The organism is Streptomyces sp. JNUCC 64 (assembly GCF_054484115.1).
Map to the genome: position 1 here is coordinate 1043600 of NZ_CM137015.1, position 22208 is coordinate 1065807.

The 22208-nt window shown below is 75.1% G+C and carries 22 protein-coding genes; 5 read left to right on the forward strand and 17 right to left on the reverse strand.

All coding sequences use genetic code 11. From position 1 onward, the window contains the following. Positions 1–17: 17 nt before the first annotated feature. From ACVWNX_RS04000 to ACVWNX_RS04050, 11 genes are all read right to left on the reverse strand, one after another. Positions 18–1781 carry an ABC transporter ATP-binding protein gene (locus ACVWNX_RS04000; RefSeq protein WP_454412469.1) on the reverse strand — a complete coding sequence of 588 codons (1764 nt, stop codon included), beginning with the start codon at positions 1779–1781 and terminating at the stop codon, positions 18–20. Continuing rightward, positions 1778–3517 carry an ABC transporter ATP-binding protein/permease gene (locus ACVWNX_RS04005; RefSeq protein ID WP_454412470.1) on the reverse strand — a complete coding sequence of 580 codons (1740 nt, stop codon included), beginning with the start codon at positions 3515–3517 and terminating at the stop codon, positions 1778–1780. Before ACVWNX_RS04005 ends, ACVWNX_RS04000 begins: the two co-directional genes overlap by 4 nt. Further along, entirely contained in the window at positions 3514–4524 is a 1011-nt protein-coding gene (locus tag ACVWNX_RS04010; protein WP_454412471.1) for a nitroreductase family protein, read from the reverse strand. The genes ACVWNX_RS04005 and ACVWNX_RS04010 overlap by 4 nt, the downstream gene beginning before the upstream one ends. Positions 4525–4865: 341 nt before the next feature. Further along, positions 4866–6245: a YcaO-like family protein gene (locus ACVWNX_RS04015; RefSeq protein WP_454412472.1), complete on the reverse strand. Its 1380-nt coding sequence runs from the start codon at positions 6243–6245 to the stop codon at positions 4866–4868. Continuing rightward, entirely contained in the window at positions 6242–7780 is a 1539-nt protein-coding gene (locus tag ACVWNX_RS04020) for a CocE/NonD family hydrolase (protein ID WP_454412473.1), read from the reverse strand. The genes ACVWNX_RS04015 and ACVWNX_RS04020 overlap by 4 nt, the downstream gene beginning before the upstream one ends. Continuing rightward, complete coding sequence (locus tag ACVWNX_RS04025; RefSeq protein ID WP_454412474.1) at positions 7777–8631, reverse strand: hypothetical protein; 855 nt, start codon at positions 8629–8631, stop codon at positions 7777–7779. Before ACVWNX_RS04025 ends, ACVWNX_RS04020 begins: the two co-directional genes overlap by 4 nt. 93 nt (positions 8632–8724) lie before the next feature. After that, a complete protein-coding gene (gene amiA, locus ACVWNX_RS04030) occupies positions 8725–8838 on the reverse strand; it encodes a streptamidine family RiPP (RefSeq protein WP_366331002.1) in 114 nt (37 codons plus the stop codon). 58 nt (positions 8839–8896) lie between these two features. Then, a complete protein-coding gene (locus tag ACVWNX_RS04035) occupies positions 8897–9718 on the reverse strand; it encodes an ABC transporter ATP-binding protein (protein ID WP_454412475.1) in 822 nt (273 codons plus the stop codon). 18 nt (positions 9719–9736) lie between these two features. Then, positions 9737–10744 carry a FecCD family ABC transporter permease gene (locus ACVWNX_RS04040; protein ID WP_454412476.1) on the reverse strand — a complete coding sequence of 336 codons (1008 nt, stop codon included), beginning with the start codon at positions 10742–10744 and terminating at the stop codon, positions 9737–9739. Further along, positions 10741–11778, reverse strand: a complete 1038-nt coding sequence (locus ACVWNX_RS04045) for a FecCD family ABC transporter permease (RefSeq protein WP_454414621.1) — start codon at positions 11776–11778, stop codon at positions 10741–10743. Before ACVWNX_RS04045 ends, ACVWNX_RS04040 begins: the two co-directional genes overlap by 4 nt. 104 nt (positions 11779–11882) lie before the next feature. Next, positions 11883–12860 carry an ABC transporter substrate-binding protein gene (locus ACVWNX_RS04050; RefSeq protein WP_454412477.1) on the reverse strand — a complete coding sequence of 326 codons (978 nt, stop codon included), beginning with the start codon at positions 12858–12860 and terminating at the stop codon, positions 11883–11885. 85 nt (positions 12861–12945) lie between these two features. On the opposite strand from ACVWNX_RS04050, the gene ACVWNX_RS04055 reads away from it, so the two are divergent. After that, entirely contained in the window at positions 12946–14145 is a 1200-nt protein-coding gene (locus ACVWNX_RS04055) for a YncE family protein (protein ID WP_454412478.1), read from the forward strand. 148 nt (positions 14146–14293) lie between these two features. Here ACVWNX_RS04055 and rpsR read toward each other — a convergent pair whose 3' ends face one another. The 3 genes from rpsR to ACVWNX_RS04070 are packed head-to-tail and all read right to left on the reverse strand — an operon-like array spanning position 14294 to position 15963. After that, positions 14294–14530, reverse strand: coding sequence for a 30S ribosomal protein S18 (rpsR, locus tag ACVWNX_RS04060; protein ID WP_454412479.1), 237 nt, complete (start codon positions 14528–14530; stop codon positions 14294–14296). A 54-nt stretch (positions 14531–14584) separates the two neighbouring features. Further along, a complete protein-coding gene (locus ACVWNX_RS04065; RefSeq protein WP_454412480.1) occupies positions 14585–15736 on the reverse strand; it encodes a CobW family GTP-binding protein in 1152 nt (383 codons plus the stop codon). Further along, the gene (locus ACVWNX_RS04070) at positions 15736–15963 is read right to left on the reverse strand and encodes a type B 50S ribosomal protein L31 (RefSeq protein WP_454412481.1); all 228 of its coding nucleotides are present in this window, start codon (positions 15961–15963) and stop codon (positions 15736–15738) included. Before ACVWNX_RS04070 ends, ACVWNX_RS04065 begins: the two co-directional genes overlap by 1 nt. Positions 15964–16222: 259 nt before the next feature. Here ACVWNX_RS04070 and rpmB point away from each other — a divergent pair, with 259 nt between their 5' ends. From rpmB to ACVWNX_RS04085, 3 genes are all read left to right on the forward strand, one after another. Continuing rightward, a complete protein-coding gene (rpmB, locus tag ACVWNX_RS04075; RefSeq protein WP_454412482.1) occupies positions 16223–16459 on the forward strand; it encodes a 50S ribosomal protein L28 in 237 nt (78 codons plus the stop codon). Then, the gene (gene rpsN / locus ACVWNX_RS04080) at positions 16459–16764 is read left to right on the forward strand and encodes a 30S ribosomal protein S14 (protein ID WP_454412483.1); all 306 of its coding nucleotides are present in this window, start codon (positions 16459–16461) and stop codon (positions 16762–16764) included. Before rpmB ends, rpsN begins: the two co-directional genes overlap by 1 nt. Positions 16765–17201: 437 nt before the next feature. Then, positions 17202–17405, forward strand: coding sequence for a cold-shock protein (locus tag ACVWNX_RS04085; protein ID WP_358420028.1), 204 nt, complete (start codon positions 17202–17204; stop codon positions 17403–17405). A 148-nt stretch (positions 17406–17553) separates the two neighbouring features. Here ACVWNX_RS04085 and ACVWNX_RS04090 read toward each other — a convergent pair whose 3' ends face one another. Together ACVWNX_RS04090 and ACVWNX_RS04095 are read right to left on the reverse strand one after the other, a co-directional pair. Then, the gene (locus ACVWNX_RS04090) at positions 17554–19017 is read right to left on the reverse strand and encodes an MFS transporter (RefSeq protein WP_454412484.1); all 1464 of its coding nucleotides are present in this window, start codon (positions 19015–19017) and stop codon (positions 17554–17556) included. Continuing rightward, entirely contained in the window at positions 19014–20180 is a 1167-nt protein-coding gene (locus ACVWNX_RS04095; protein ID WP_454412485.1) for an FAD-dependent monooxygenase, read from the reverse strand. Before ACVWNX_RS04095 ends, ACVWNX_RS04090 begins: the two co-directional genes overlap by 4 nt. A gap of 156 nt (positions 20181–20336) precedes the next feature. Here ACVWNX_RS04095 and ACVWNX_RS04100 point away from each other — a divergent pair, with 156 nt between their 5' ends. After that, positions 20337–20960 (forward strand): TetR/AcrR family transcriptional regulator, encoded by a 624-nt coding sequence (locus tag ACVWNX_RS04100; protein WP_454412486.1) that lies wholly within the window; start codon positions 20337–20339, stop codon positions 20958–20960. 308 nt (positions 20961–21268) lie between these two features. Here ACVWNX_RS04100 and ACVWNX_RS04105 read toward each other — a convergent pair whose 3' ends face one another. Continuing rightward, entirely contained in the window at positions 21269–22096 is an 828-nt protein-coding gene (locus ACVWNX_RS04105; protein ID WP_454414622.1) for a hypothetical protein, read from the reverse strand. Positions 22097–22208 lie beyond the last annotated feature (112 nt).

Here is a 22208-nt window from a genome sequence, read left to right on the forward strand (position 1 = left end):
CTCCGGTACGGCGCCGGTCAGGGAGCGATGTCGGCGAGGCTGCGGCTGAGCGCGCCGCCGGGACGGCCGGTGAGCTCCTCCCACGTGCCCTCCTCCACGACGCGTCCGGCTTCGAGGACGGCGACGCGGTCGGCCCTGCGGATGGTGGCGCGGCGGTGGGCGATGACGATGGTCGTGCGGCCCTTCCGCTGGAGCGCGGTGGCGAGCCGGGCGTCGCTCGCGTTGTCCAGGTGGGCAGTGGACTCGTCCAGTATCAGGACCCTCGGACCCGCCAGCAGGGCGCGGGCGAGGGCGATGCGGGCCCGCTGGCCTCCGGAGACGGTGGCCCCGCGCTCGCCGACCAGGGTGTCCAGCGCGGCGATCCGGTCGACGCCGCACAGCCGGGCCGTCTCGGCGAGGAGGTCGTCGTCGGCCCCGGGGGCGGCGAGCCGCAGGTTCTCGGCGAGGGTTCCGTGGAAGAGCGGCGTCTCCTGCCCCACCAGCGCGACGGCGCTCCGGAGTTCGTCGTCGGCCACGTCCCGCAGGTCGATGGCCTCCCCGTCGGCCGCCAGGAGCTGGACCGTGCCCTCGGAGGGGTCCCAGAAGCGGGCGAGGAGGTGGGCGCAGGTCGACTTTCCGGCGCCCGAGGCGCCGACCAGGGCGAGCGTCTCGCCCGCGCGGACGGTCAGTTCCACGCCGTCGAGGACGGGACCGCCCCCGTAGTCGAAGCCCACCCGGCGCAGCCGGACGCCCAGGGGGCCGGGGGGCAGCGGGCGGGGCGAGGCGGCGGGCGGAGCGAGGGCGGGGGCGCGGACGGCCGCGCCGACGCGTGCGGCGGCGGCGCGCAGGGAGACGGCCTGGCTCAGGGACCGGGCCGACTCCGCGACGGGGCCGAGGACGGCCAGGGCGAGCGCCATCGCCGCCGGAGCCCACGCCCCGTGCGGTCGTCCCGAGGCCGTGGACTGCGCCGCCGCGGTCACCACGCCGAGGACCGCCAGCACGATGAGGAGATCGCGGACGGCGGCGGCACCGGCCTCCCAGGTGGACTCGGCGCGCTGGGCGTCGCCGACCTCCCGTCCGCGCCGGGCCAGTCGGCGCCGGCGTCCGGCGAGGGTGCCGGAGGCGAGCAGCTCGCGCAGTCCGTCGACGGTCTCCACCGTGTCGGCGGACAGCGCGGCGACGGCCGCGCGGGTACGGGCACCGCGTGCCGCGCGTCCGCGCGCGTCGGCGAAGGGAGCGGCGGTGAGCAGGGCCGCGACCGGCAGCACGGCGGCGAGCAGCCACGGCTCCACCACGGCGAGGACCGTCGCGCCGCCGGTGAAGACCGTCCCGGCGGCCAGGAGCTGGGCGGTGGTGTGGGCGTAGAAGAACTCCAGCGCCTCCACATCGGCCGTGGCGGTGGCGGCGAGGTCCCCGCTGCGCCGGCCGGCCACCCGGGCGGGCGCGCTGCGGGCCAGTCCGTCGAAGACGCGTACCCGCAGCGCGGCGAGGACCCGGTAGGCCAGGTCGTGCGAGAGGTCCATCTCGCGCCAGGTCGTCAGGGCCCGTACCAGGACCAGGGCGACGAGTGCGGTGACGGCCGCGGACGACGGGGCCTTCGACTCGACGACGGCGGTGCCGACGGTGTGGGCGGCCAGCGTGACCAGCGCGACGAGGGAGCCCTGTTCGAGGAGGGCGGCGGCACAGGTGCGCGCCGTCATGGCCCGGTGACCGGCGAGGGCGGGCAGCAGGGCGCGCAACGATCCCCGCTCGGGACCGTCCGCCCCGGCCGTGACGGTGGCGGTGCCGGTGGCCTGGTTCATGCGGCGTTCTCTCCTCGGTGGGTACGGCCCGCCTCGACGAGCCGGGCGTAGACGCCGTCGGCCTCGACCAGCCGGGCGTGGTCCCCGGTGTCGTCCACCCGTCCCCCGTCGAGGACGACGATGTGGTCGGCGTGCCGGACGGCGGCGAGCCGATGGGCGATCACCAGGACGGTGCGGTCGCCGACGGCGTTCGGCAGTTCGCGGACGATGTCCGCCTCGCGGCGTTCGTCGACCGAGCTGGTCGCCTCGTCGAGGACGAGCACGGGGGCGTCCGCCAGCAGGGCCCGGGCGAGCGCGAGCCGCTGCCGCTGCCCGCCGGACAGCGTGGCGCCCCGTTCGCCCAGGACGGTGGCGTAGCCGTCGGGCAGGGCGGCTATCTCGTCGTGGACGCCCGCGGTGCGCGCCGCCGCCGTCAGGGCGGCGTCCGTGGCCTCCGGGCGGGCCAGGCGCAGGTTGTCGGCGATGGTGGCGTGGAAGAGGTAGGTGTCCTGTGACACCACGGCGACGCCCCGCCGCAGCCCGTCGAGGGAGTACTCGGTGGTGGGGCGGCCGTCGAGGGTGACGCGGCCCCCGCTCGGGTCGTGGTGGCGCAGGAGCAGGGCGAGCAGGGTGGACTTGCCCGCCCCGGACGGGCCGACGATCGCGGTGGTCCGTCCCGCGGGCGCGGTGAAGGAGACCCCCCGGAGGACGGGCGCCTGTCCGTCGCCGTAGGAGAACCACACGTCCTCGAAGCGGAGTTCGGGCGCGTGGGGCCAGTCCGCGGCGGCCGTGCCCGTGTCGTGGACCAGCGGTTCGGCGGTCCGGAGCGCCGCGATGCCGTCCGCGGCGGACACGCCCAGGTATCCGGCGTGCCACTCGCGGGCGAGGTCGCGGACCGGCCGGAAGCACTCGGAGGCCAGCAGCAGCGCCAGGTAGGTGCCGGTCGCCGTGGTGGATCCGCCGACGGCGGACCAGCAGGCGAGGAGCGCGGCGGCGGTCGTGCCGCCCTGGACGGCGAGGTCGGTGATGCCGGTGTCGACCAGGGAGACGCGCAGTTTGGCCACGGTCGCCCGGTGCAGTGCCGCCGAGCGCTCCTCCAGACGCGCGCGGGTGCGGCCGACCGCACCGGCGGCCCGCAGCGCGGGCATGCCCTGCAGGGCTTCCAGGTAGTCGGCGCCCAGCCGTTCGTACGTGTCCCAGTGCTCCTTGCCACGGGCGGCGAGGAGGCGGTCCCAGGCACGCGGGCCGAACAGGGCGAGCAGCAGGGCGGGGACGAGACCGAGGAGTGCCGCCGGTTCCACCACGGCCAGGGCGGCGAGCACCAGGGGCGGCACGGCCAGGGTGACGAGGAGCTGGGGCAGGTAACGGGAGACGTAGGCGTCGACGCCCTCCACGCCCTCCACGAGGGTGGTGCGCACCGCTCCCGCGCGGGCGGTGGTCAGATGGGCGGGGCCGAGACGTCCGAGGTGGGCGAGGAGTTCGTCCCGCAGCGCCACCCTGACCTCGGCTCCGGCGCGGGTGGCCGTCCGCCGCTGCCGGACGCCGAGCGCCGCGCGGGCGGCGACGAGGGCGAGCACCCCGGCGAGCAGCCACGGCAGTGGCCCCGCCTCCCCGTGGGCGAGGGCGGCGAGGGCGAGGGCCAGCAGCACCGCCTGGGCGAGGTGGGTGAGGGTCACCGCGCCGTGCAGGAGGGTGGCCGTGAGCAGCGGGCCGGACGCGCGCCGGGCGGCCCGGCGCAGCTCGGGGTGGACGATCATGCGGAGTTCTCCTCGTCGGCGTGATGGGTGCCGAGGGCCAGTCCGTGGACGATCCAGTCCTGGCCGGGCGCGGCGCCGAGGGCGGCGCCGAGGTCCGCCCGCTGCCAGGAACCCACCGGTCGGGCGGTCAGCCCGTGGCGGCGGGCCGTGACGTGGGCGAGGTGGACGGCGAAGCCGGCCCTCAGGTGGGTGTGGCGGATGTGCGGTCCGCCGGCGTCCTCGGGGCAGCCTCGGGCGAGGAGCACGGCGCCCGCGTCCGCGATCCACGCCTGGCCCGCTGCCCAGGCCGCGAGCGTCGGGCGGGCCTCGCCCGTGGCGCGGCGGCGCAGTGCCGTGCCGTCCGGGGCCAGTTCCGTCAGGCCGGGTCCCGGGGGGCCGACGGCGGCGCACCAGCGCAGGTCGCCGCCGCCCGCCTCCGAGGCGGTGCGGAGGACCGCGCGCAGGGCGTGCGCGCGGGGAGTCCCGCGCAGCGGCGGCGGGTCGCTGCGGCGGGCCAGCAGTTCGCCGGGCGTGGGCACGTTCCCGGGCGGCGGGGCCGTCCGGGGGGCTCCGGGGTGCCGCCCGGGGCCGGGCGGGCCGATCCGTACGACGGCGAGCGGGCGCCCGGCCGCTCCGTCCAGCTGGAGTCCGGGCTCGCCCAGGCCCAGCGCGCGGGCCGCGAGGAACAGCGCTCCGGCGGCGTGCCCGGTGTCGAGGAGCAGCAGCGGCCAGGCACGGTGGCCGTAGTGGGAGACCGTGCGGCGGGCGGTGACGGAGAGTTCGACGGTCACGCCCGGCAAGGTGGCCTCGGGGTGCGGGCCGAGACGGTGGACGCGGTGGCGCAGCGGGTCGTAGCCGTACCGGCCGGGGGGCAGGGAGCAGCGGGCGCCGACGACGAGTTCGGCGTCCACCGGATGCAGCGCGCCGGCGGAGGCGGCCGGGCGCAGCCGTCCCGAGGGGTCCGGGGCGGCGAGGGAGAGCCGGAGCAGGGCCTCCACGTCGAGCCCGGCCCCCGCTGCCCGTGGCACGGGCAGCGGGGGTCCCGGCCAGGCCGGGACCGGCGGGCCCGCGGGTGTGCCGGGGCCGGGGCTCCGCCCGGAGCGGGCGTCGCGCAGCGCGGCGGCGAGGTCGGCCGGAAGGCCCTGCCCCGGACGGTCCGGGGCCCCCGGACGGTCCGGGACCCCCGGGTGGCCCGCGCCGCCGGGGGGTCCCACGGCCGCCGGACCTTCCCGAAGGCGTCCGGCCTCTTCCGGAGGACCGTCGCCCGGGCGTTCCACGGCTCCGGGGGCACGGGTTCGCGGCTCGCGGCGTCCGGAGTCGCGGTCTCCGTCCGCCGGGCGGTCGTGGTCGAGACGTTCCACTGGGGTCCTCACATGTGGGGCGGGGGCGCGAGGGTGAAGTCCTCGGGCGCCTTCGGCGCGGTCGTGCGCCAGCCCCGTCGGACGGCGGCCTCGCCGAGGCGCGGGCAGCCGAAGTAGCCGAAGGCGGCGGGGGCGTTGGGAAGCAGGCCCGACACCAGGACCCGGGCCACCCGCAGGGACGTTTCCGCCACGTCCTCGGTGGTGAGGTCGAAGGTCATGAGGCGGTGGCCGCCCGTGTGCAACGCCCTCTCCAGCCGCTCCCTGTCGCCGGGCCGGACCGCGTCGACGGGCACCGTCCCGTGGGCGGGGTCGGTGAACCGGCGGGCCTCGGCCGACATCCGTTCGTCGAGCCACACCTGTACGTGCGCGCCCAGGTCCCTCACGTGGGCGAACCGTTCGCCGCACGCGTCGAGGTACCGGCCGTCGGCGCGGTGTTCCAGGTAGAGGCCACGGGCGAGCAGTCCGGCCTCGACGGCCTGGAAGACCCAGCCGTCGGGGTCGGTCAGGCCCTGGGTGAAGACCCAGGTGTGGACGGCTTCGAGGACCGCCTTGCGGGCGGCTTCGGCCGGGTCGTACTTACAGGCGAACCCGGCGGCGTACAGACCGCGCCGGGCGTCGCGCACCAGCGCGGCCACGCAGGGCGCGAACTCGGAGGGCATCTCGACGAGGTGGACGTCGAGCGCCGCTCCGGCGAGGTCGTCCATGAGGCCGGGAACGCTGGCCGGGTCGATGCCGCGGGTCGGTCCGTCGAGGTGCCACCACAGTTCCAGGGCGTCGCGCTCGACGATCTCCAGCAGACCGCGTTCGACCGCGTCGTCGAGTCCCTGGCCGGTGGCGATGCCCGCGTAGTTGAGGTGGTGGGTCCGGGGCAGCCCGCGCAGCGCGCCCTGGCGCCAGTTGAGGTGGGTGAGGGCGACGGGTGCCCAGACCTCCGTCGTGCCGCCGCCGGGCAGCCGTTCGGTGCCGCGCGTCCAGAGGGACGGGGTGTCGTCGGTGAAGCGCCGGTAGGGGAAGCCCTCCCCGTCGTACTGCCACGACGCGTACGAGGGGAGGTCGTCGGGGCCGTAGATCCGCGTGCCCTTCGCCGTCAGCTCGGCGGCGGTGGCGCGCAGCGGGGCGTCCGGGTGACCGGGCGGCGGCACGCGGTTGCCGCAGTACCGTTCCACCCCTTCGGCTATCGCGGCGACGCGGGCCTGCCCGGGGTCGCCGAAGGTGGTGCCGAGGGAGACCCGGTCGGCGGGCCACAGACCGAGTCTGCGGGCGTCGGATATCTCGGCGGTGTAGGCGGTGTAGCGGGGCGGGGCACCGGCGGGGTGTTCCACGGGCCCGACCTCGCGGACGATGCCGCAGACGGGGTCGACGAGTGCGTCAAGCGGCAGCGCCGTCATCGCAGGATCTCCTTGGCGGGGTCGGTGGAGCGGGGGCGGGAGGGCAGGACGCGCAGGGTCAGCGTCACGCTCGCCGGGTCGACTTCCCGCCGTGAGGGGAGGAGCCGGGCGGCCGTGACGGGGTCGGCGCCGGTGTGGGGGTTGCGGGCGTGGGCCGGGAAGTGGTGTCCGGCGATTTCGAGCCGCAGCCGCGTGCCGGCCGGCAGCCGGCGCGAGAGCAGGCCCAGCCCGACGGTGAACTCGTCGTCCTCCGGGTGCTCGCGCCGCACGACGCCGACGGCCAGTCGCTCGGCGTGCCCGGCGGGGGTGAGGGCGACGAGGCGGGCCGCCCAGTCGGCGGAGGGGGTGTCGGCGGTGGCCCGCAGCCGTACCCGCGCGGCTCCGACGAGGTCGAGCGGGCGTGGGAGCGGTGGGGTGGCCAGCAGACAGCGGTCGGGGGTTCCCGTGGTGGGAACGGTGAGGTCGTCGGAGCGGACGGGACGGTCGGGGTCCGCGGTGAAGGCGGTGCCGTGCAACGGCCGCGGTCGTAGCGCGCGCGGTTCGCCCTCGGTGTCCGCGGGCAGCCACAGGTCGCCACCGCCCAGCGCCAGGGCGCCGTGGTGGCCGGGGGCCAGGGCGCGGTGGTGGCCGGGGGCCAGGGCGCGGTGGTGGCCGGGGGCCGGTGTGCCGTGCCGGCCGGGGGCCAGGGCGCGGTGCGCCCACCGCGCGTACAGCTCGCCGAGGGCCACGCGGTGGGCGGGACCGGCGCCGGGTCCGGGCGCGGCGACCAGGCCGTGCCCCCAGGGGCCGAGGAGGAGGCGGGCCGAGGGGCCGCCCCACCCGCGCCAGAGGGCGACGGTGTCCTCGGCGAAGTGGTCGTGCTGGCCTCCGACCGCGAGCAGGGGGACAGCGGCCAGGGCCGCCCGGGACACGAGTCGGCCCCGCTCGCGTCGCCGCCACAGTCCGGACCAGGAGGGCAGGCTCCGGCCCAGCCGCTCGGGAAGGCCGGTGAGCGGCAGCTGGGTGAGCAGCCCGGGATCCGTGGCGAGGGCCCGGGCGAGGGCGCCCTCGTCGGAGTCGGGCCGGTCGCCGTGGGCCGCCCACCAGCCGGCGCGGGCCAGGAGCCTTTCCACGCCGGAGGGTTCGCGGGCGGTGTCGGCGGCGCCGAGTGCGGGCACGGCGGCGATGACGGCGTCCGGCCGGGCCTCCTCCTCGTCCGCGTCGAGGGCCAGGACGAGGGCGCAGTGGGCGGCGTAGGAGGCTCCGGCGGCGACGTACCGGCCGTCGCTCCACGGCTGCCGCCGGATCCACCTCGCGGTCACCGCCCCGTCGGCGGCCTCGTCGTGGTAGGGCTGCCACCGCCCCGGCGAGGCGAACCGGCCCCGGACGTCCTGGACGACGGCGGCGAAGCCCCGGCGGGCCCAGCCGTGCGCCTCGGCCAGGTGCCGGGCGCGGTCGTAGGGGGTGCGGACGAGTACGGCGGGGAAGGGCCCGGCCCCGTCGGGGAGGCGCACGTCGGTGGCGAGACCTCCGACGGCCTCGTGGACGGACCTCATCCGTCCTTCTCCGGCATCGGCGTGACGGCGGGCACCGGCAGGACGGGGTGCTCGGTGACGGTGAGGGTGCGCAGGTCCACCCGCCGGAGCCGCCGCCGGGCCGGGAAGCCCGCCGTGCGGGGGGTTCCGGTGGCCCACCCGTTGAGGTCGTCCGCCAGCAGGGCCGCCAGGAGCGCGGCGGCGGGAACGGTGAGCGTGACCGGCACGCCGGAGGTGCGGGGCCCTCGCCAGTAGGCCGCCAGTTCGCGGTGGGCGGGGGTGGCCGCGAGCCGACGGGCGCGTACATGGGCGGCGGTGACGTCGCCCGGGGTCGCGGCGAGCGGCTCGACGTACGCCTGCCAGCCCTCGCGGTGGCAGCGGAGCCAGGCGACCCCGTGCCCGGGCAACCGGTCGGCGGCCTCCCACAGCCCCTCGGGGACCGGGCCGTCGAGGCACCACACGACGGCGGCGGGGTTCCCGTCGAGCAGTTCCCCGATCCCTGCCGGCGCCCCGCCGGGCGCGGTGACGGCGGGTGCCGTCCGGGGCCCGGCGCCCAGGGCGGTCAGGTGCGCGGCCAGCGGGCGGGTCAGCACCGGGTCGCCGAGGAGCAGGACGTCCCGGCGCTCCACGGGCCACCGGGGCGGGCGCCGCTCCGCCGCCAGGTAGCCCGCCTCCTCGAAAGCCGCCACGACACGGCGCGGTTCGCCGTCCGGCGGGACGGATTCGGCCCCGGTGAGCACGGAGAGCAGGGCGTCCTGGTCCGCGTCGCGCGTCCTGACGCTGAGGAACTCTCCGTCGGCGGTGCGGACGGCGAGACCCCGTCCGGGCACGGCGACGACTTCGGCACCGGGTACGAGTCGGTTGCGGGGCACGGCGGTCCTCCTGACAGAAGTGGGGCGGGCACGGGCGTGGGCCCGCCCGTAAGGCAACGGGCGGGCCCACGGTGGAGGCTGGTGGGGCCTCGCTTACTCCTCGTTGTCCTCGAAGGGGTTCTCGACGAGGGCGTTGGAGTGGGTGGCCGAGGCGTGGGCCAGCTGCCCCGGGTCGGCGATCGGGGTGAAGATCTGCTCGTTGTCCATGAACTCTCCTTGTTCGTAAGGGAGATGGGGCGTTCAGGCGAGCGCCCCGAACCGAACACTAATGGAACTGATTTTCATTTTCCAATACGGGAAGGGGGTGATCTGGGTAACACACCGGCCAGCCCCCCTCGGGATCCGTGCCGACGCGCCCGGCCACCTTCAGCACGTCGGCCAGCAAGCCCGGGGTGACGACCTCCTTCGGCGTGCCGTCCGCCACGACGACGCCTTCGCGCAGGGCGACGACGCGTTCGGCGAACCGGGCGGCGTGCGCCAGGTCGTGCAGCACCATCACCACCGTGAGTCCGCGCTCCTCGCGCAGGCGCACCACCGTCTGGAGCACGTCGAGCTGGTGGTGCAGGTCCAGATAGGTGGTCGGCTCGTCGAGCAGCAGGACGCGGGTGTCCTGGGCGAGCGCCATCGCCAGCCGTACCCGCTGCCGCTCGCCCCCGGACAGCGCGTCGACGTCCCGGTCGGCCCACCGCTCGACCCCGACGTCGCGCAACGCCCGGCGCACCACCGGGTCGTCGCCCTCGCGCAGCATCCCCAGCGGGCCGCGCGCGGCGTACCGCCCCTGCCGCACCAGGTGCCGGACCGTCATCCCCGGTACCGAGGGGGCCGATTGGTGCAGCAGCGCCACCCTGGCCGCCGTGGCGCGCCGGGACAGGGCCGCCAGGTCGTCCCCGCCGAGCGTCACCCGCCCCCGGTCGGGCCTCAGCAGCCCGGCGGCCAGGCGCAGCAGGGTCGACTTGCCGCATCCGTTGAGGCCGATGAGAGCGGTCAGTTCGCCCGGCCGGACCGTCAGGTCGACGCCCCGCAGCACGGGTCGCGCGGGGTAGCCGAAGTGGACCCCCCGGACGTGTATCCCCATGGAGTCGGTCATGCTCTGTCCTCCGTCGATTCAGAACGTACGGCCCGGCGCGCGGCGCACCACGACGAGCAGCAGGGCGGCGCCGAGGCAGGCGGTGAGGGCTCCGACCGGCAGCGTGAGCCGGTCGGTGTCCAGCACCAGGGGCAGCAGTCGCGAGGACAGCTGCGCCGCGGCGTCCGCGCCGCAGACGACGACCGCCCCCGTCAGGGCGGCCCCGGGAAGACCGACCCGCAGGTCCGCGCCGAAGAGGGCCACGGCCAGGTGCGGGACGAGCAGTCCCACGAAGCCGAGCGCCCCGACGGCCGCCACCGCCCCCGCCGTCAGCGCCACCGCGCACAGCAGGGCGAGGGTGCGGGCCGGTCGGGCGGCGAGTCCCACGGCCAGGGCGATGTCGTCACCGCAGCGCAGCAGGGTCAGCGGACCCGCGAGCAGCCACGCCGCCGCCCCCCAGGCCAGCGCCCACGGCCAGAGGAGGTGCCAGTGTTCCCAGACCCTCCCCTCGGTGGTGCCGACCAGCCACTGCACGACGCTGCCGAGTTCGCCCGGCCGCACGAGCAGCACCACGGCGGTGAGTCCGCCGAGCACCGCCGACACGAGGACTCCGTACACGGCGGTCTGGGCCGGATCGCCACCGGCGCGGCCGACGAGCAGCCACAGGAGCAGCGCTCCGGCGCATCCGCCCGCGCCCGCGGCGAGCACCACGGCCAGCGGGGATTCCCACCCCGCGAGGCCGAGGGCCGTGGCGGTGACGGTCCCCAGGACCGCCCCGGGAGTCACGCCCGTCACCTCGGGCCCGGCGAGCGGATTGCGGAGCGCGGACTGCAGGATCAGCCCGGCCACGGCGAGGGACGCCCCCGCCCCCAGGGCCACCAGCGTTCTGGGCAGCCGCAGTTGCCAGAAGATGTGCCGTTCCGTCAGGTCGCCGCCCCCGCCGAGCACCTCCCACAGCGCACCCGGGGACATGCCGCGTCCGGCCACCAGTTGCGCCCCCGCGCACACGACGGCCAGTGCCACGAGGGCCACGAAGCGCCGGCTCACCGGGCGCCCTCCGTTCCGGTCGTGCGCGCCGGAGGTGCCGAAGCGCCCGGCGTCCCTGACAGTTCACGACGCGGCGGACCGGCGGACCCGCCGGTGCGGCCACCACGGCCCGACCGCATCAGGGCGACCCCGGCCGGAACCCCGAGCAGAGCGGTCCAGGCGCCGACCGGGGTCTCCACGGGTGCCAGCGCCAGCCGGGCGGGGACATCGGCGACCGTGACGACGACGGCACCCCACGCGGCGGACCACGGCAGCCAGCGCACGGCTCCCGCGGCGGGGTCGAACCACCGGGCCAGGTGTGGGGCGAGGAAGCCCACCCACGCGACGGGGCCGCACACAGCGGTGACGGGCGCGATCAGCAGGACGGCCAGGGCGAGCGCCGCCAGCCGCGCCCGCCGCACGCGCACGCCCAGCGCCTCGGCGTCCTCGTCGCCCAGCCGCATGACCGAGAGCACCGGCGCGCAGAGCACGAGGGCCGGAGCCGCGACGAGCAGCCACGGCCACAGCCCCTCGACGTCGTCCCAGGTCCGGGCGGAGAGCGACCCCAGCAGATAGCGGTAGATGAGCTGGAGGTCGAGCTGGTCGGCCATGACCATCAGGACGAGCAGCGCGGCCTGCAGAGCGGCCGCGACTGCGGCCCCCGTGAGCAGCACCGCGGACGGACTGCGCCCGAGCCCGGCGGCGAACAGGGTCAGCCCTCCTCCCAGCGCGGCCCCGCCGAGGGCGAGCACGGGTTCGACCGCGGCGGGCAGCGACAGGGCCAGCACCAACGGCGCCGCCACGCCCAGCGCCGCCCCGGAGGAGACGCCGAGCATCTCCGGCACCGCCAGGGGATTGCGGAGCGCCTCCTGGAGCACCAGCCCCGCCGCGCCCAGACAGGATCCGGCGATCAGCGCCAGCACCAGTCGCGGGACGCGCAGTTCGGTGACGACGATCCCGGCGAGCGTGGCGTCCCCGTCCAGCGCCGCGCCGAGGAGCCGGTGCGGTGGGACGTAGGGGGTGCCGAGGCACAGCGCGCAGGCCGAGGCGACCATCAGCACCCCGATCACCAGCAGGGGTTGCCGCCGTGCGCGCGGCCGTGGCCGCCGGTCCTTGTCCGCCGGGGCGTCCGCCGTCCCGGGCGCCGGGGAAGAGTCCCTCACCGCAGCGCGGCCGTCGCCTCGTCGAGGACGATGCCCATCGAACGGGTACCGCGCCCCTTGGCCCACACGTCCGGGTGCACCTCGTGGACGTCGCCGTTCCTGACGGCCGGGATCTTGCTCCAGAGGGGGTTCTCCGCCAGCTTCTCCGAGAGCTTCCCGTCCCCGCCGCCGAAGCTCATGGTCTCGACGAACAGGACGTCGACCCCCCGGGCGAGTATCTCTTCGAGACTGTAAGTGCCTTCCACACCACGGGACTTCCACGGATAGTCGGCGATCCTGGGCATCAGGCTGGCCGTCACGTCGGCTTCCGGGGTGGCGACCCCGAAGTTCTCGTCGCTTCCGTAGATGACGAGGGCGGTCCGGTCGCTCGGGGCCTTCTCCGCCTTCGCGAGCTTGGCGCGGAAGGCCCGTTCGGCCTTCTCCCCCTCGGTGGTGCGGCCGGTGAGGGCCGCGGTGTCGCGCAGGTAGCCGACGCTGTCCTCCCACGTCTCGGGCTGCACGGCCCAGAACGTGGTGGCGCCCTTCAGCGCGGGGGCCAGCTTGCCGTGGGTGTCCCCCAGGCCGATGACGAGGTCCGGCTTGTGGGAGAGGATCGCCTCCACTTCCGGGGCGATGAATCCGCCCGGGACCACGGCGGCTTCCTTGGCCCGGTCCGGCCCGAGGAAGCCGGGATGGGCGAGCAGTTCGCTGTTGGTGGCCGTCGGGACGATGCCGAGTTCGGTCAGGATGTCGTCGCAGAGCGCGACCAGGCAGACGATCCGCTCCGGCGGCTTCGCCAGGGAGACCTTGACCCCGTTGACGTCGGTCAACCGCGTCGCGGCCTTGATGGGTTCGACGGTGACCTCGGTCTTCGCGGACGGTCGCGCCTTGTCGGCCGTCGGCTCCTTCGCGGACGAGCCGCAGCCGACCAGGACCGAGCCCACCGCCACCGCGGCGAGGCAACTACGGACGACCTTCGACGGTGCGCGCGACATCGGCGCCCTCACTTCTTCTCCGGGAACTGGAACATCCCTGAACATACATGATAATCGTTTTCACTAAACAACTCCGGGAGGACCCATGCCCACTGACGCTTCCGCGCTCCTCGTCTCCGACCACATGGCCGGGGCGGTGTGGGTGGCGAGCGTGCCGGACGGTGCGATCACCGGACGTCTGACAGGACGTCACCTCTCCGAGCACGCGGGGTTCCTGGCGCTGCCGGGAGGGCGGGTGGCCTGTGTCGACGACCGCCGGGGGGAGCTGCTGGTGCTCGACCCGTTCGGCGGGGAACTCGTGGAACTCGCGGTTCCGGTGGCGGTGCCCGCCGAGCACCTGGCCTGCGATCCGTCCGGTCGCCGGGTGGTCGTCACCACGGGGCTGGGCGAGAACGGGCGACCGTGGTCGGACCTGCTGACCGTGGTGGACCTGGCCACGGGAGAGTCCTCACGGGTGCGCACCCGCGTCGGCGAACCGGGCGTGACGGTGCTCGGCGGCGGCGAACCGCTCGTGGTGCTGCGCCACCGGGAGCCGGGCGCGCTGGCGGTCCACTCGTTCGCGGATCTCCTCGCGGCCCCGCCCGGCTGCCCCGCGGTGACCCCTCACGCGCTCCTGCCGCTGCCGGACGACGGGCACGGTGACGCGCACGACCCCCGCTCGGGGCGGGTGTTCGCCGCCACGGGCGAGGGAGTGCACTCGGCGCACCGCGACGGCGACGCCCTGGTGGCCGGGGAGGTGATCCCGTGGGAGTCGCCCGCCCGTGGCTGGTACCTCCGTCTCGACACCCGTCGGCCGGCCCTGTGGACCACTCTGCGCGGGGGCGATCCGGACCCCCTGCGGTGGCCGGACTGGACCAACCAGGCATGGCGCCACGACCTGGGGACGGGCCGTACGTTCCGCACCGAACTCGGTCCCGGTCTGGTCTTCCGGCTGGCGCTCTCCCGGAGCCACACCGCCTTCACCCGCGTCCACCCCGACGGGGACGAACTGGTGCTCATGGACGCGGACGACGCCCTCCGACGCGTCCGGCTGCCCGCCATGGACGGCGCGCCCCGGCGCGGCGGCACCCCCTGGGAGGGGGTGGAACGCCGTGCGGTGGCGGCCTCCCCCGGCTCCGACTGGATCGCCGTCACCCGTGGCGGTCACGGCGAAGTGCACCTGATCGACGCCGGGACGGGCGAGGAGGCGAACCGTCTGCGCGGGGACACCCCGCTGCACCACGGCGGGCACCTCACGCTGCTCAGCCGGGACGACGGCGCCGACGGCGATCCGGTGGGCCGCTGACGCGAAGCCGCCCGTAGGCCGGGCGAACGCGGCCGACCGTTGACGATCGGCATCGTCAACGGTCGGCCGGGTCCGGCGGGTGGGCCCGACGGCGCGCCCCGCCTCCGTGGAGCCGCGCGGGAAGGCCCCCGCGCGGACCCGGGCGGGGTCAGCGGCCCGGGTACGGCAGCAGTGCCATCTCACGGGCGTTCTTGACGGCGGCGGCGAGCTGTCGCTGCTGCTGGGCGGTGACACGGGTGACGCGTCGGCCACGGATCTTGCCACGGTCGGAGACGAACTTCCGCAGCAGGTCGGTGTCCTTGTAGTCGATGTACGTGATCCCGGCCGCGTCGAGCGGGTTGGGGCGGGGCTTCACGGGCTTGCGGGTGTCCTGGCGGCGGGCCATGCGGCGTCCTTCTGGGTCGGGCTTCTGGGTCGGGCTTCTGGGCCGGGGCGTAGATCAGGAGGCGTCGAGGAGGGAGTCGAAGGCGGCCGGGAGGCGCTTCCAGCCCTCCGGACCCGCCGCGAACTCCTCGTCCGTGAGGAGGCAGGATTCGAGGAGCCGCTCCACTCCCTCGCGGTCGAGACCGGGGGACGTGAAGACGAGGTGCTGGCAGCAGTCGCCGTGCTCGGGGTGCCAGTCCATGGCCGCGGCGGCCCTGCGCACCGGCGGGACCGTCCCCCAGGCCGCGTCCGGCAGGGCGGCGAGCCAGGGCCCGGCGCTCTCCACGCACAGCGCTCCGCCCGCCGCGTCCCAGGCGAGCAGGGTGTCGGGGCGGTCGGCGAGCCAGAACCGGCCACGGCTGCGCGCGGCGGCGCAGCACAGGTCTTCCAGGGCCTGGTACAGGCGCTCGGGGTGGAAGGGGCGGCGCCGGTGCCAGACGAGCGTGGCGACACCGGCGTCGTCCGCTTCCTGGGGCAGCAGCGCGCTCGCGGGGTGCTGCGCCGCCGCGGCGGCCTCGACGTCGAAGCCCGCGAAGGCGGCCTCGGCCAGAGCACCCGAGCCGGCCGCCACGCGGCGGGCGGTGGGGTGCAGCTGGGCGAGCAGGGCGTGGTCCTCGTCGTCGGCGTCCCCGCTGTCGACGAGGGCGAGGACGGGCGCGTACTCCAGCTGCCGGGCGAAGGTGTCGCCGACGGTGCGCCGGTCGGTGGGGGCGGACGCCAGGCCGCCTTCGGAGAGGTCGTCGCCGTTGCCGAGGTACGGCAGCACCAGGGCCGGGTCCACCGCCGTGATCACGTTGGTGAGGGTGAGGGCGGCTCCGGCGTGGGCGGCGATGACCTCGGCCATCCCCTTGGGCTCGACCGAGTCCCACAGTTCGACCACCGCGAGCCGGGTCAGCCCGGCACCGGCCATCCGCTCCAGCTCCGGGACGAGGTCCTCGCGCAGGGCGCAGCACGCGCAGTCGTTGACCAGCGGCGCCGCGTCCTCGGACAGCGGTCCGGAGGCGTCCCGGACCAGGCGGCGCACCGCGCCGTCCGGCGCGCCGGACAGATCGTGGTGGAGCGCGACGCTGCCGGGAACGGACCGCAGCAGACGGTCGACGACCTCCTGGCGGGCGTCGGCGTGGAGCCCGGCGACGATGACGACGGGCAGCCGGGAACCCCGCGCCATCAGCGGGACCCGTAACGGCGCTGGAAGCGTTCGACGCGGCCCGCCGCCCGGGTGACGCGGGTGGCGCCCCTGGCGGAGGTCTCCCCACCGGCGCCGGGGCGGAAGCGGCCGTCCTCCCGCTCGGCCGCCTTCTCGCCGGTCACGGCGGAGCGGACGGGGAGGGCGGTGCCGGAGTCGGGGTCACGGAGGACGACGGGACCGTGGGCGGGGTGGCTGCCGGGCTTCACAGGAGGACCTTTCGGTAGGGGGACGGGGATGCGGCGTTCTTCGCGGAAGCCGACGCGGCGACCGGCGACGGGACGTACGCGCGGCGCCAACCGGTCGGGATCGCCGGAGCGGTTCTCGCGGGCGGCGTACGTGAAGCCGGACCCGCCGTGGAGCGGAGCTTGACGCCCGGGCGGAGTCCGCCGCGCGCCATGAGGCTAGTATATGGCAACGGTTTTCATTACCAATAGCAGTGACCGCAGAGAGAGGCAGGTAACACCCATGTCCGCCCACTGCCAACTGACCGGCGCCAAGCCGGGCTTCGGCAACACCGTCTCCCACTCCCACCGGCGCTCCTCGCGCCGCTTCGACCCCAACGTCCAGCGCAAGCGCTACTGGCTGGCCAGCGAGGGGCGGCACGTCCGGCTGACGCTGAGCGCCAAGGCGATCAAGACGGTGGACGCGATCGGCGTCGAGGCGGCGGTGGCCCGGATCCGGGCACGAGGGGTGAGGGTCTGATGGCGAAGAAGAGCAAGATCGCGCAGAACGAGAAGCGCAAGAGGACGGTGGAGCGCCACGCCGCCCGGAGGGCCGAGCTGAAGGAGATCATCCGCCGTCCCTCGTCGACCGCCGAGGAACGACGGGCCGCGCAGACGGAACTGAGGCGCCAGCCGCGCGACGCCAGCGCGACCCGGGTCCGCAACCGCGACAGCGTCGACGGCCGCCCCCGTGGCTACCTCCGCGCGTTCGGACTCTCACGGGTGCGCACCAGGCAGCAGGCCCACGCCGGTTTCCTGCCCGGCGTGACGAAGTCCTCCTGGTGACCCCGCCCGGATGACGTGCGCGCCCCCGCCGTGGGCCCCGCCGCGAGGATCAGGCGGGACCCACGGCGGGGACACCCGGACCCCGGGGCACGGCCGCCCCGACCGGCCGCCCCCGCCCGACGGCCGAGAACCCGCACCACGATGAAGGTCGGCACCCGGCCCGCGTTCACAGCTGTCAGGGTCGCCGACGTGCCTGGTCAGACGATCCCACGCGCCCGAACGGATGCCTCGTATCGTTCGTGACCGAACGGCTCTCGTCAACGAAGACCGATCTCCCCGTGTAACGTCAGGGGTAGCTGTCGTGGTTCCGAAGTGCTGGTCGCCCGTGAGCAATGCGCACGGGCGATTCTGCTGTTCACCTTCTCTGAGGACCAGGGCGATCACCTCCGGTGCCCGCATGGTGCGGGCACCGACTTCGAGTCCCCTTGGAGGACACAATGGCCAGCGGAACCGTCAAGTGGTTCAACTCGGAAAAGGGCTTCGGCTTCATCGAGCAGGACGGCGGCGGCCCCGACGTCTTCGCCCACTACTCGAACATCGCCAGCTCCGGCTTCCGTGAGCTTCAGGAGGGCCAGCGGGTGAACTTCGACGTCACCCAGGGGCAGAAGGGTCCTCAGGCGGAGAACATCACCCCCGCCTGAGCTCGCGCTCATCGGCACCCGCCCCGCGATCTCGCGGGGCGGGTGCCGTGCTGTCGGCGCCTGTCGTCGTCTCGCCGGGCACCGGGGCACCGGGCCGAGACGGTCGTGCCGAACCCGCGCGACCGCGTGCTGTTCGGGCGGACGGCCCCTACGCACGCGCGACGCGGTCGGGGGCCGGGCCACCCGCCGGTCCGAAGGGCGGTTCCCGGAATCGCGCGGGGCTTCGCAGGAGCGCGATCACCGGGACGGCGGCGAGCGCGAACAGTGCCGCGGCCATGAGGACGTAGAGGTGGACGCCGGACGCCGTGCTCACCGGAGCGCCGTCGGCGAGGACGTCGGGGGCCCGGGTGGCCTTGAGGACTTCGCCTCCGGCGACGTTGAAGACGACCGATCCCAGGGCGAGGACGACCGACACCAGGCCGGAGACCGTGCCCTGCCGCTCGGGCGGCGCGAGAGCGGTCGCCAGGTTGTAGCCGGACGCGGCGATCGCGCCGGCGGCCGTGCCGAGCGCGGCGCCGCAGACGATCGCCGGGGGGAGGGCCGAGACCCCCGCCGGCATCGCGAGGGTCGCGATCGCCCCGAGGGCGATACCGCCGAGGAGGGGCGGCGCGGGGCCGAACCGTACCGCGAGGCGGCCCGCGAGCGTGCCGCCGACGATGATGCCGAACGAGGGGGTGGCGAGCAGTACGGCGACCGCCTCGCCGTCGCCGAGGCCGTAGCCGAGGCCGAGGTCCGGCGGCACCCGGGCGACGAGGCCCGTCAGCTGCATCACGCTCCGGAACGAGCCCGCGGCCAGGAGCAGGGCCAGCAGCGTCAGCACGATCGGGCGGCTGAGAGCCCGGATGTCGACGATCGGCTCCTCGGTCCGCAGGGCGAGGACCACCCATCCGGCCAGCGCCGCGGCACCCGTCCCCAGCAGGAAGGCCATCCGCCCGGACAGCCACCCGGAATCCCCGCCGAGGGTGGCGTAGGCGAGGACCGCGCCCAGGCCGCCGCCCAGCAGGAGCGCCCCGCGTACGTCGATCCGCCCGCCGCCCCGGACCGGCGTCCCCGGAACGAGGGCGTGGACGCAGAGTGCGGCCACCGCGGCGAGCAGGGCTCCCACCACGAACACGCTCCGGTAGCCGAGCAGATCGATGACCGGCCGCATCAGGAACGGTTCCAGCACTCCGACGAGCGCCGAGCCGGAAGTCACCAGTCCGACCGCGGCCATCGCCACGCGTGGGGTGCAGAGCCGGAGCGTGAGGGCCACCGTGATGAAGACCGTGGCCAGGGCTGCGCCCTGGAGGAAACGCCCCACCAGGAAGATTCCGATGTTGGGCGCGGCGAGGCAGACCAACGCGCCCGCGCAGGTCAGCAGGAGCGTGACGACGAGTGTCCGGCGCTCGCCGAAGACGTCGCAGCTCTTCGCGAGCAACGGCGACCAGACGGCCCCCGCCAGCATCGCGCTCGCGTTCAGCCACGCCGCCTGGTCGGTGTCGAAGTGGTCGAGCATCTGGGGCAGGACCATGAGGGGAGAGGTGATGGCGAGGTCGGCCAGGACGGTGGCGAGGATCAGAACGGCGACCCGGAGAGCGAGCCGCCCGCTCCAGCGGTGCTCCGCGCCGGTCACGACGAACCCCTCGTGACCGGGGGCCGGCTGCCCGCCGCGCGCAGCCCCGCGTCCCGGGCGGCGAGATCGGCCCGGGTGGCAGGCAGCAGACGGTCGCGGCCGGCTTCGGCGCTCGCCTGGGCGGAGACGACATGGGGGCGCTGCCTCGCCTCGTACCGCTCGAACGCGGTGGTGTGGTCGTCGCCGTAGCGTTCGAGTTCCTCCGCGAGGAAGCGGGCGCCGGTGAGCGCGAGTGACGTGCCCCGGCCGGAGAGGAAGGACGGGCAGTATCCCGCGTCCCCGACGAGGACGACACGGCCGCGGTGCCAGGACGGCAGCCGGATCTGGCTCGCGGAGTCGAAGTAGAGGACGGGGGCGGCCCGGACCGCGTCGAGCAGCAGGGGGATCCGCCACGACGTGACGCCCGCGAAGGCGTCGAGGAGGCTCCGTTTCCGGGCGTCCGGGTCGCGGTCGTCGTGGTCGAGGGGTCCGGAGCGGAACTGGAAGACCGCGACGGTCCTGTCCTTGTACCGGAAGACGCCCGCGAGCCGGCCGGGGACGTTGTGGATCATGTTGACGCCGTCGGGCCAGGTGTCGCCGGGGAGGTCGACGAGGGCGAAGTGGACGCCGAGGTGCCGGAGGTACTCCTTCTCGGGCCCGAACACCAGCCCGCGTACGCCGGAGTGCTGCCCGTCAGCGCCGACCACGAGGTCGTACCGTCCGGCGCGGCCGGAGTCGAAACGCACGCGGACACCGTGGTGGCCGCCACCGCCGTCGCCGTCGTCGTCGTCGTCGGTGAGTGACCGGACCGCGTCGGCGAAGCGGATCGTCACGCTGTCCGGGAGCGCCTCGGCGAGGGTCCGGACGAGGTCCTCGCGCAGGATCTCGACATCGGTGTCCTCGTCGGCCCCGCTCGTGTCCGCCACTGGTACGCGGCCGACCGGTACGCCGTCCCCGTCGACGAAGCAGCTGGACTCGGACATCCGGAGCCGCTGCTCCCGGATCCTCGCCAGCAGCCCCATCCGGTCCACGGCCCCGATCGCGTCACCGCGGATGTCGACGGGTGTTCCCTCGAGTCGTAAGCGGTGGGCGTGTTCGACGACGGTGACGGCGTGGCCGCGGGCACCGAGTTCGCGGGCGGCGGCGAGCCCGGCGATACCGGCTCCGGAAATGAGGATGTGCATGGTGTACGCGCTCCAGGTGTCGGGGTCGGGTGTCGCCGGGCACTGCGGCGATCCTTAAAGAGACACAGCGTCGCTTTAATCGGACCCTAGTCGCGATCGGGTTGCACCGCAACGGCCGGGGTGACGACAATCGGCGTCCGGGCGGAGGAGCAGGAGGTGGACGCGGGAATGGCCGACGGCATCGCGAACGGCCCGCAGGCACGTCGCCCCGGTGGCCGCAACGCGCGGGTGCGCGAGCGGATCCTCGGCGCGACGGCCGAACTGGTCGCGCGCGACGGCATCGCGGGCTTCCGCTACGACGAGGTCGCCGAACGGGCCGGCGTCCACCGGACCAGCGTCTACCGCAACTGGCCCGACCGCGAGGAACTGGTCGCCGAGGCCCTGATCCAGTACGCCGAGGACCTCGCGACCATCGCCGACACCGGCGACCTCCGCGATGACCTGGTCGACCATCTGGTGGCCATCGCGGGGGGACTGGGCACGTCCTTCGGCCGGGCGCTCGAACTCGCCCTCCAGCCCACCCATGAGAACCCCGTGGTCCGCGAGACGGTGGCGAGGATCCTCGAACAGCGCGGCGCCGCCATGCGCCGGCGTGTGGACCTGGCCGTCCGCCGGGGCGAACTGCCGCCGGTCGACAGCGTCTTCCTCGGCGAGATGCTCTCCGGCCCGGTCCACCTCGTGGTGAACCGCGGTCTGCGCCCGTTCACGCGCGCGGACGCGGAACGCGTCGTCGACGTGGTCCTCGCGGGCATCAGGACCGCGCCACCACCACCCGCCTGATCACCGGCGGGCCGACCGGAGCCGGGCTCACGGGGAACGGACCCCGCCGACAACGCGCGCACCAGGGCGGGCACTCCTGCCGTCGCGACCGCGGCGAGGACACGGAGGCCGCCCCGCACCGGTCCGCACACCGGGTTCCCGGGCACCCGCGACGCATGACCGCATCGCAGGGACTCGTCCCGGCCGACGCCGACGGCACGCTCGGCGTCGCACCCGGGGCCCCGCCCGGCCGGGTGAGAATTCGTGACGGGCGACCCGGCGCACCCGCCACGGAACGGGACAGCGGACGCGCCGGACCCCGTGGGCGCTTAGCGGACGTCGACGAAGTCGGCGGCGCTGGTGGCGGCGCCGGTCGCGGAGTTGCCGTAGTACACCCAGCGGTAGTAGCCGTCGGCCGAGGCGGTGACCTTGGCCTTCAGCGCTCCAGTGCGGCTGGTGGTGGCCTTCTTGACCGTTCTGTAGGTGCTGGTGCCCTTGGCCCGGTACTGGAGGCTGACCGTGCGGTCGCCGTACGGGTCGTACTTCTTCGTCTTCCAGTTCGCCCGGGTCACCTTGCCCCTGACGGTGATGGTCCCGCCCTGGGTGACCGGTTCCGGCGAGGCGTCGACGGTGACCTTGGACAGGCGCTTGAGCGGGACCTTCAGAGACCGCTTCTCCCGCTCGCTGGGCCCGACACCCCCGTTGGCCCTCTCCAGCCCCAACCAGACACCGACCTTCCAGGACGTGGCGTCGTTGTTGGCATTCACATGGTCATGATCACAGTCAGGGTTGATGTTGAGTTCGCCCTCGCACCTGGCGCGCCGGGGCGTTTCCCCTTCGCAGCCGTAGCTGGCCGCGCCGATGTAGTCGTCCCATATCTGGCCGGCCTGCGCGATGCTGCCGCGGTAGAGGAACGGGCTCGCCCTGTAGCTGAAGGGGTCGTCGGTGCTGTATCCGCGGGGCAGGACGACACGGAAGGTGAAGGACGGCCTCACCACCTTCGACGTGCCGACGACGATCGGCTTGCCCTTGTTGATGACGAGGTCCGACAGGGTGATGCCGGTGTCCGCGGCCGAGGCGGCCGGTGCGTTGAGCGTCGAGAGACCGAGTACCCCCACGAGCGTGGCCACTACGGCGGTTCGTCTGCCCGTCTTCATTCCCACCCCTTGATGTCGCCATACGAGAAGGGCGGCAGCCTATCTGACGGGTACACCTAGCTAGCGGGCTGGCGTCGTCGTGTGGTCCCGCGTTGGGGCACTTCCCCGTACG

Excerpts from the sequence above, each read along its gene's own strand:
- ACVWNX_RS04000 (WP_454412469.1), bottom strand. The coding sequence starts at position 1,781 with ATGAACCAGGCCACCGGCACCGCCACCGTCACGGCCGGGGCGGACGGT.
- ACVWNX_RS04005 (WP_454412470.1), bottom strand. The coding sequence starts at position 3,517 with ATGATCGTCCACCCCGAGCTGCGCCGGGCCGCCCGGCGCGCGTCCGGC.
- ACVWNX_RS04015 (WP_454412472.1), bottom strand. The coding sequence starts at position 6,245 with ATGACGGCGCTGCCGCTTGACGCACTCGTCGACCCCGTCTGCGGCATC.
- ACVWNX_RS04020 (WP_454412473.1), bottom strand. The coding sequence starts at position 7,780 with ATGAGGTCCGTCCACGAGGCCGTCGGAGGTCTCGCCACCGACGTGCGC.
- amiA (WP_366331002.1), bottom strand. The coding sequence starts at position 8,838 with ATGGACAACGAGCAGATCTTCACCCCGATCGCCGACCCGGGGCAGCTG.
- ACVWNX_RS04035 (WP_454412475.1), bottom strand. The coding sequence starts at position 9,718 with ATGACCGACTCCATGGGGATACACGTCCGGGGGGTCCACTTCGGCTAC.
- ACVWNX_RS04045 (WP_454414621.1), bottom strand. The coding sequence starts at position 11,778 with ATGGTCGCCTCGGCCTGCGCGCTGTGCCTCGGCACCCCCTACGTCCCA.
- ACVWNX_RS04050 (WP_454412477.1), bottom strand. The coding sequence starts at position 12,860 with ATGTCGCGCGCACCGTCGAAGGTCGTCCGTAGTTGCCTCGCCGCGGTG.
- ACVWNX_RS04055 (WP_454412478.1), top strand. The coding sequence starts at position 12,946 with ATGCCCACTGACGCTTCCGCGCTCCTCGTCTCCGACCACATGGCCGGG.
- rpsR (WP_454412479.1), bottom strand. The coding sequence starts at position 14,530 with ATGGCCCGCCGCCAGGACACCCGCAAGCCCGTGAAGCCCCGCCCCAAC.
- ACVWNX_RS04065 (WP_454412480.1), bottom strand. The coding sequence starts at position 15,736 with ATGGCGCGGGGTTCCCGGCTGCCCGTCGTCATCGTCGCCGGGCTCCAC.
- rpmB (WP_454412482.1), top strand. The coding sequence starts at position 16,223 with ATGTCCGCCCACTGCCAACTGACCGGCGCCAAGCCGGGCTTCGGCAAC.
- rpsN (WP_454412483.1), top strand. The coding sequence starts at position 16,459 with ATGGCGAAGAAGAGCAAGATCGCGCAGAACGAGAAGCGCAAGAGGACG.
- ACVWNX_RS04085 (WP_358420028.1), top strand. The coding sequence starts at position 17,202 with ATGGCCAGCGGAACCGTCAAGTGGTTCAACTCGGAAAAGGGCTTCGGC.
- ACVWNX_RS04095 (WP_454412485.1), bottom strand. The coding sequence starts at position 20,180 with ATGCACATCCTCATTTCCGGAGCCGGTATCGCCGGGCTCGCCGCCGCC.
- ACVWNX_RS04105 (WP_454414622.1), bottom strand. The coding sequence starts at position 22,096 with ATGAAGACGGGCAGACGAACCGCCGTAGTGGCCACGCTCGTGGGGGTA.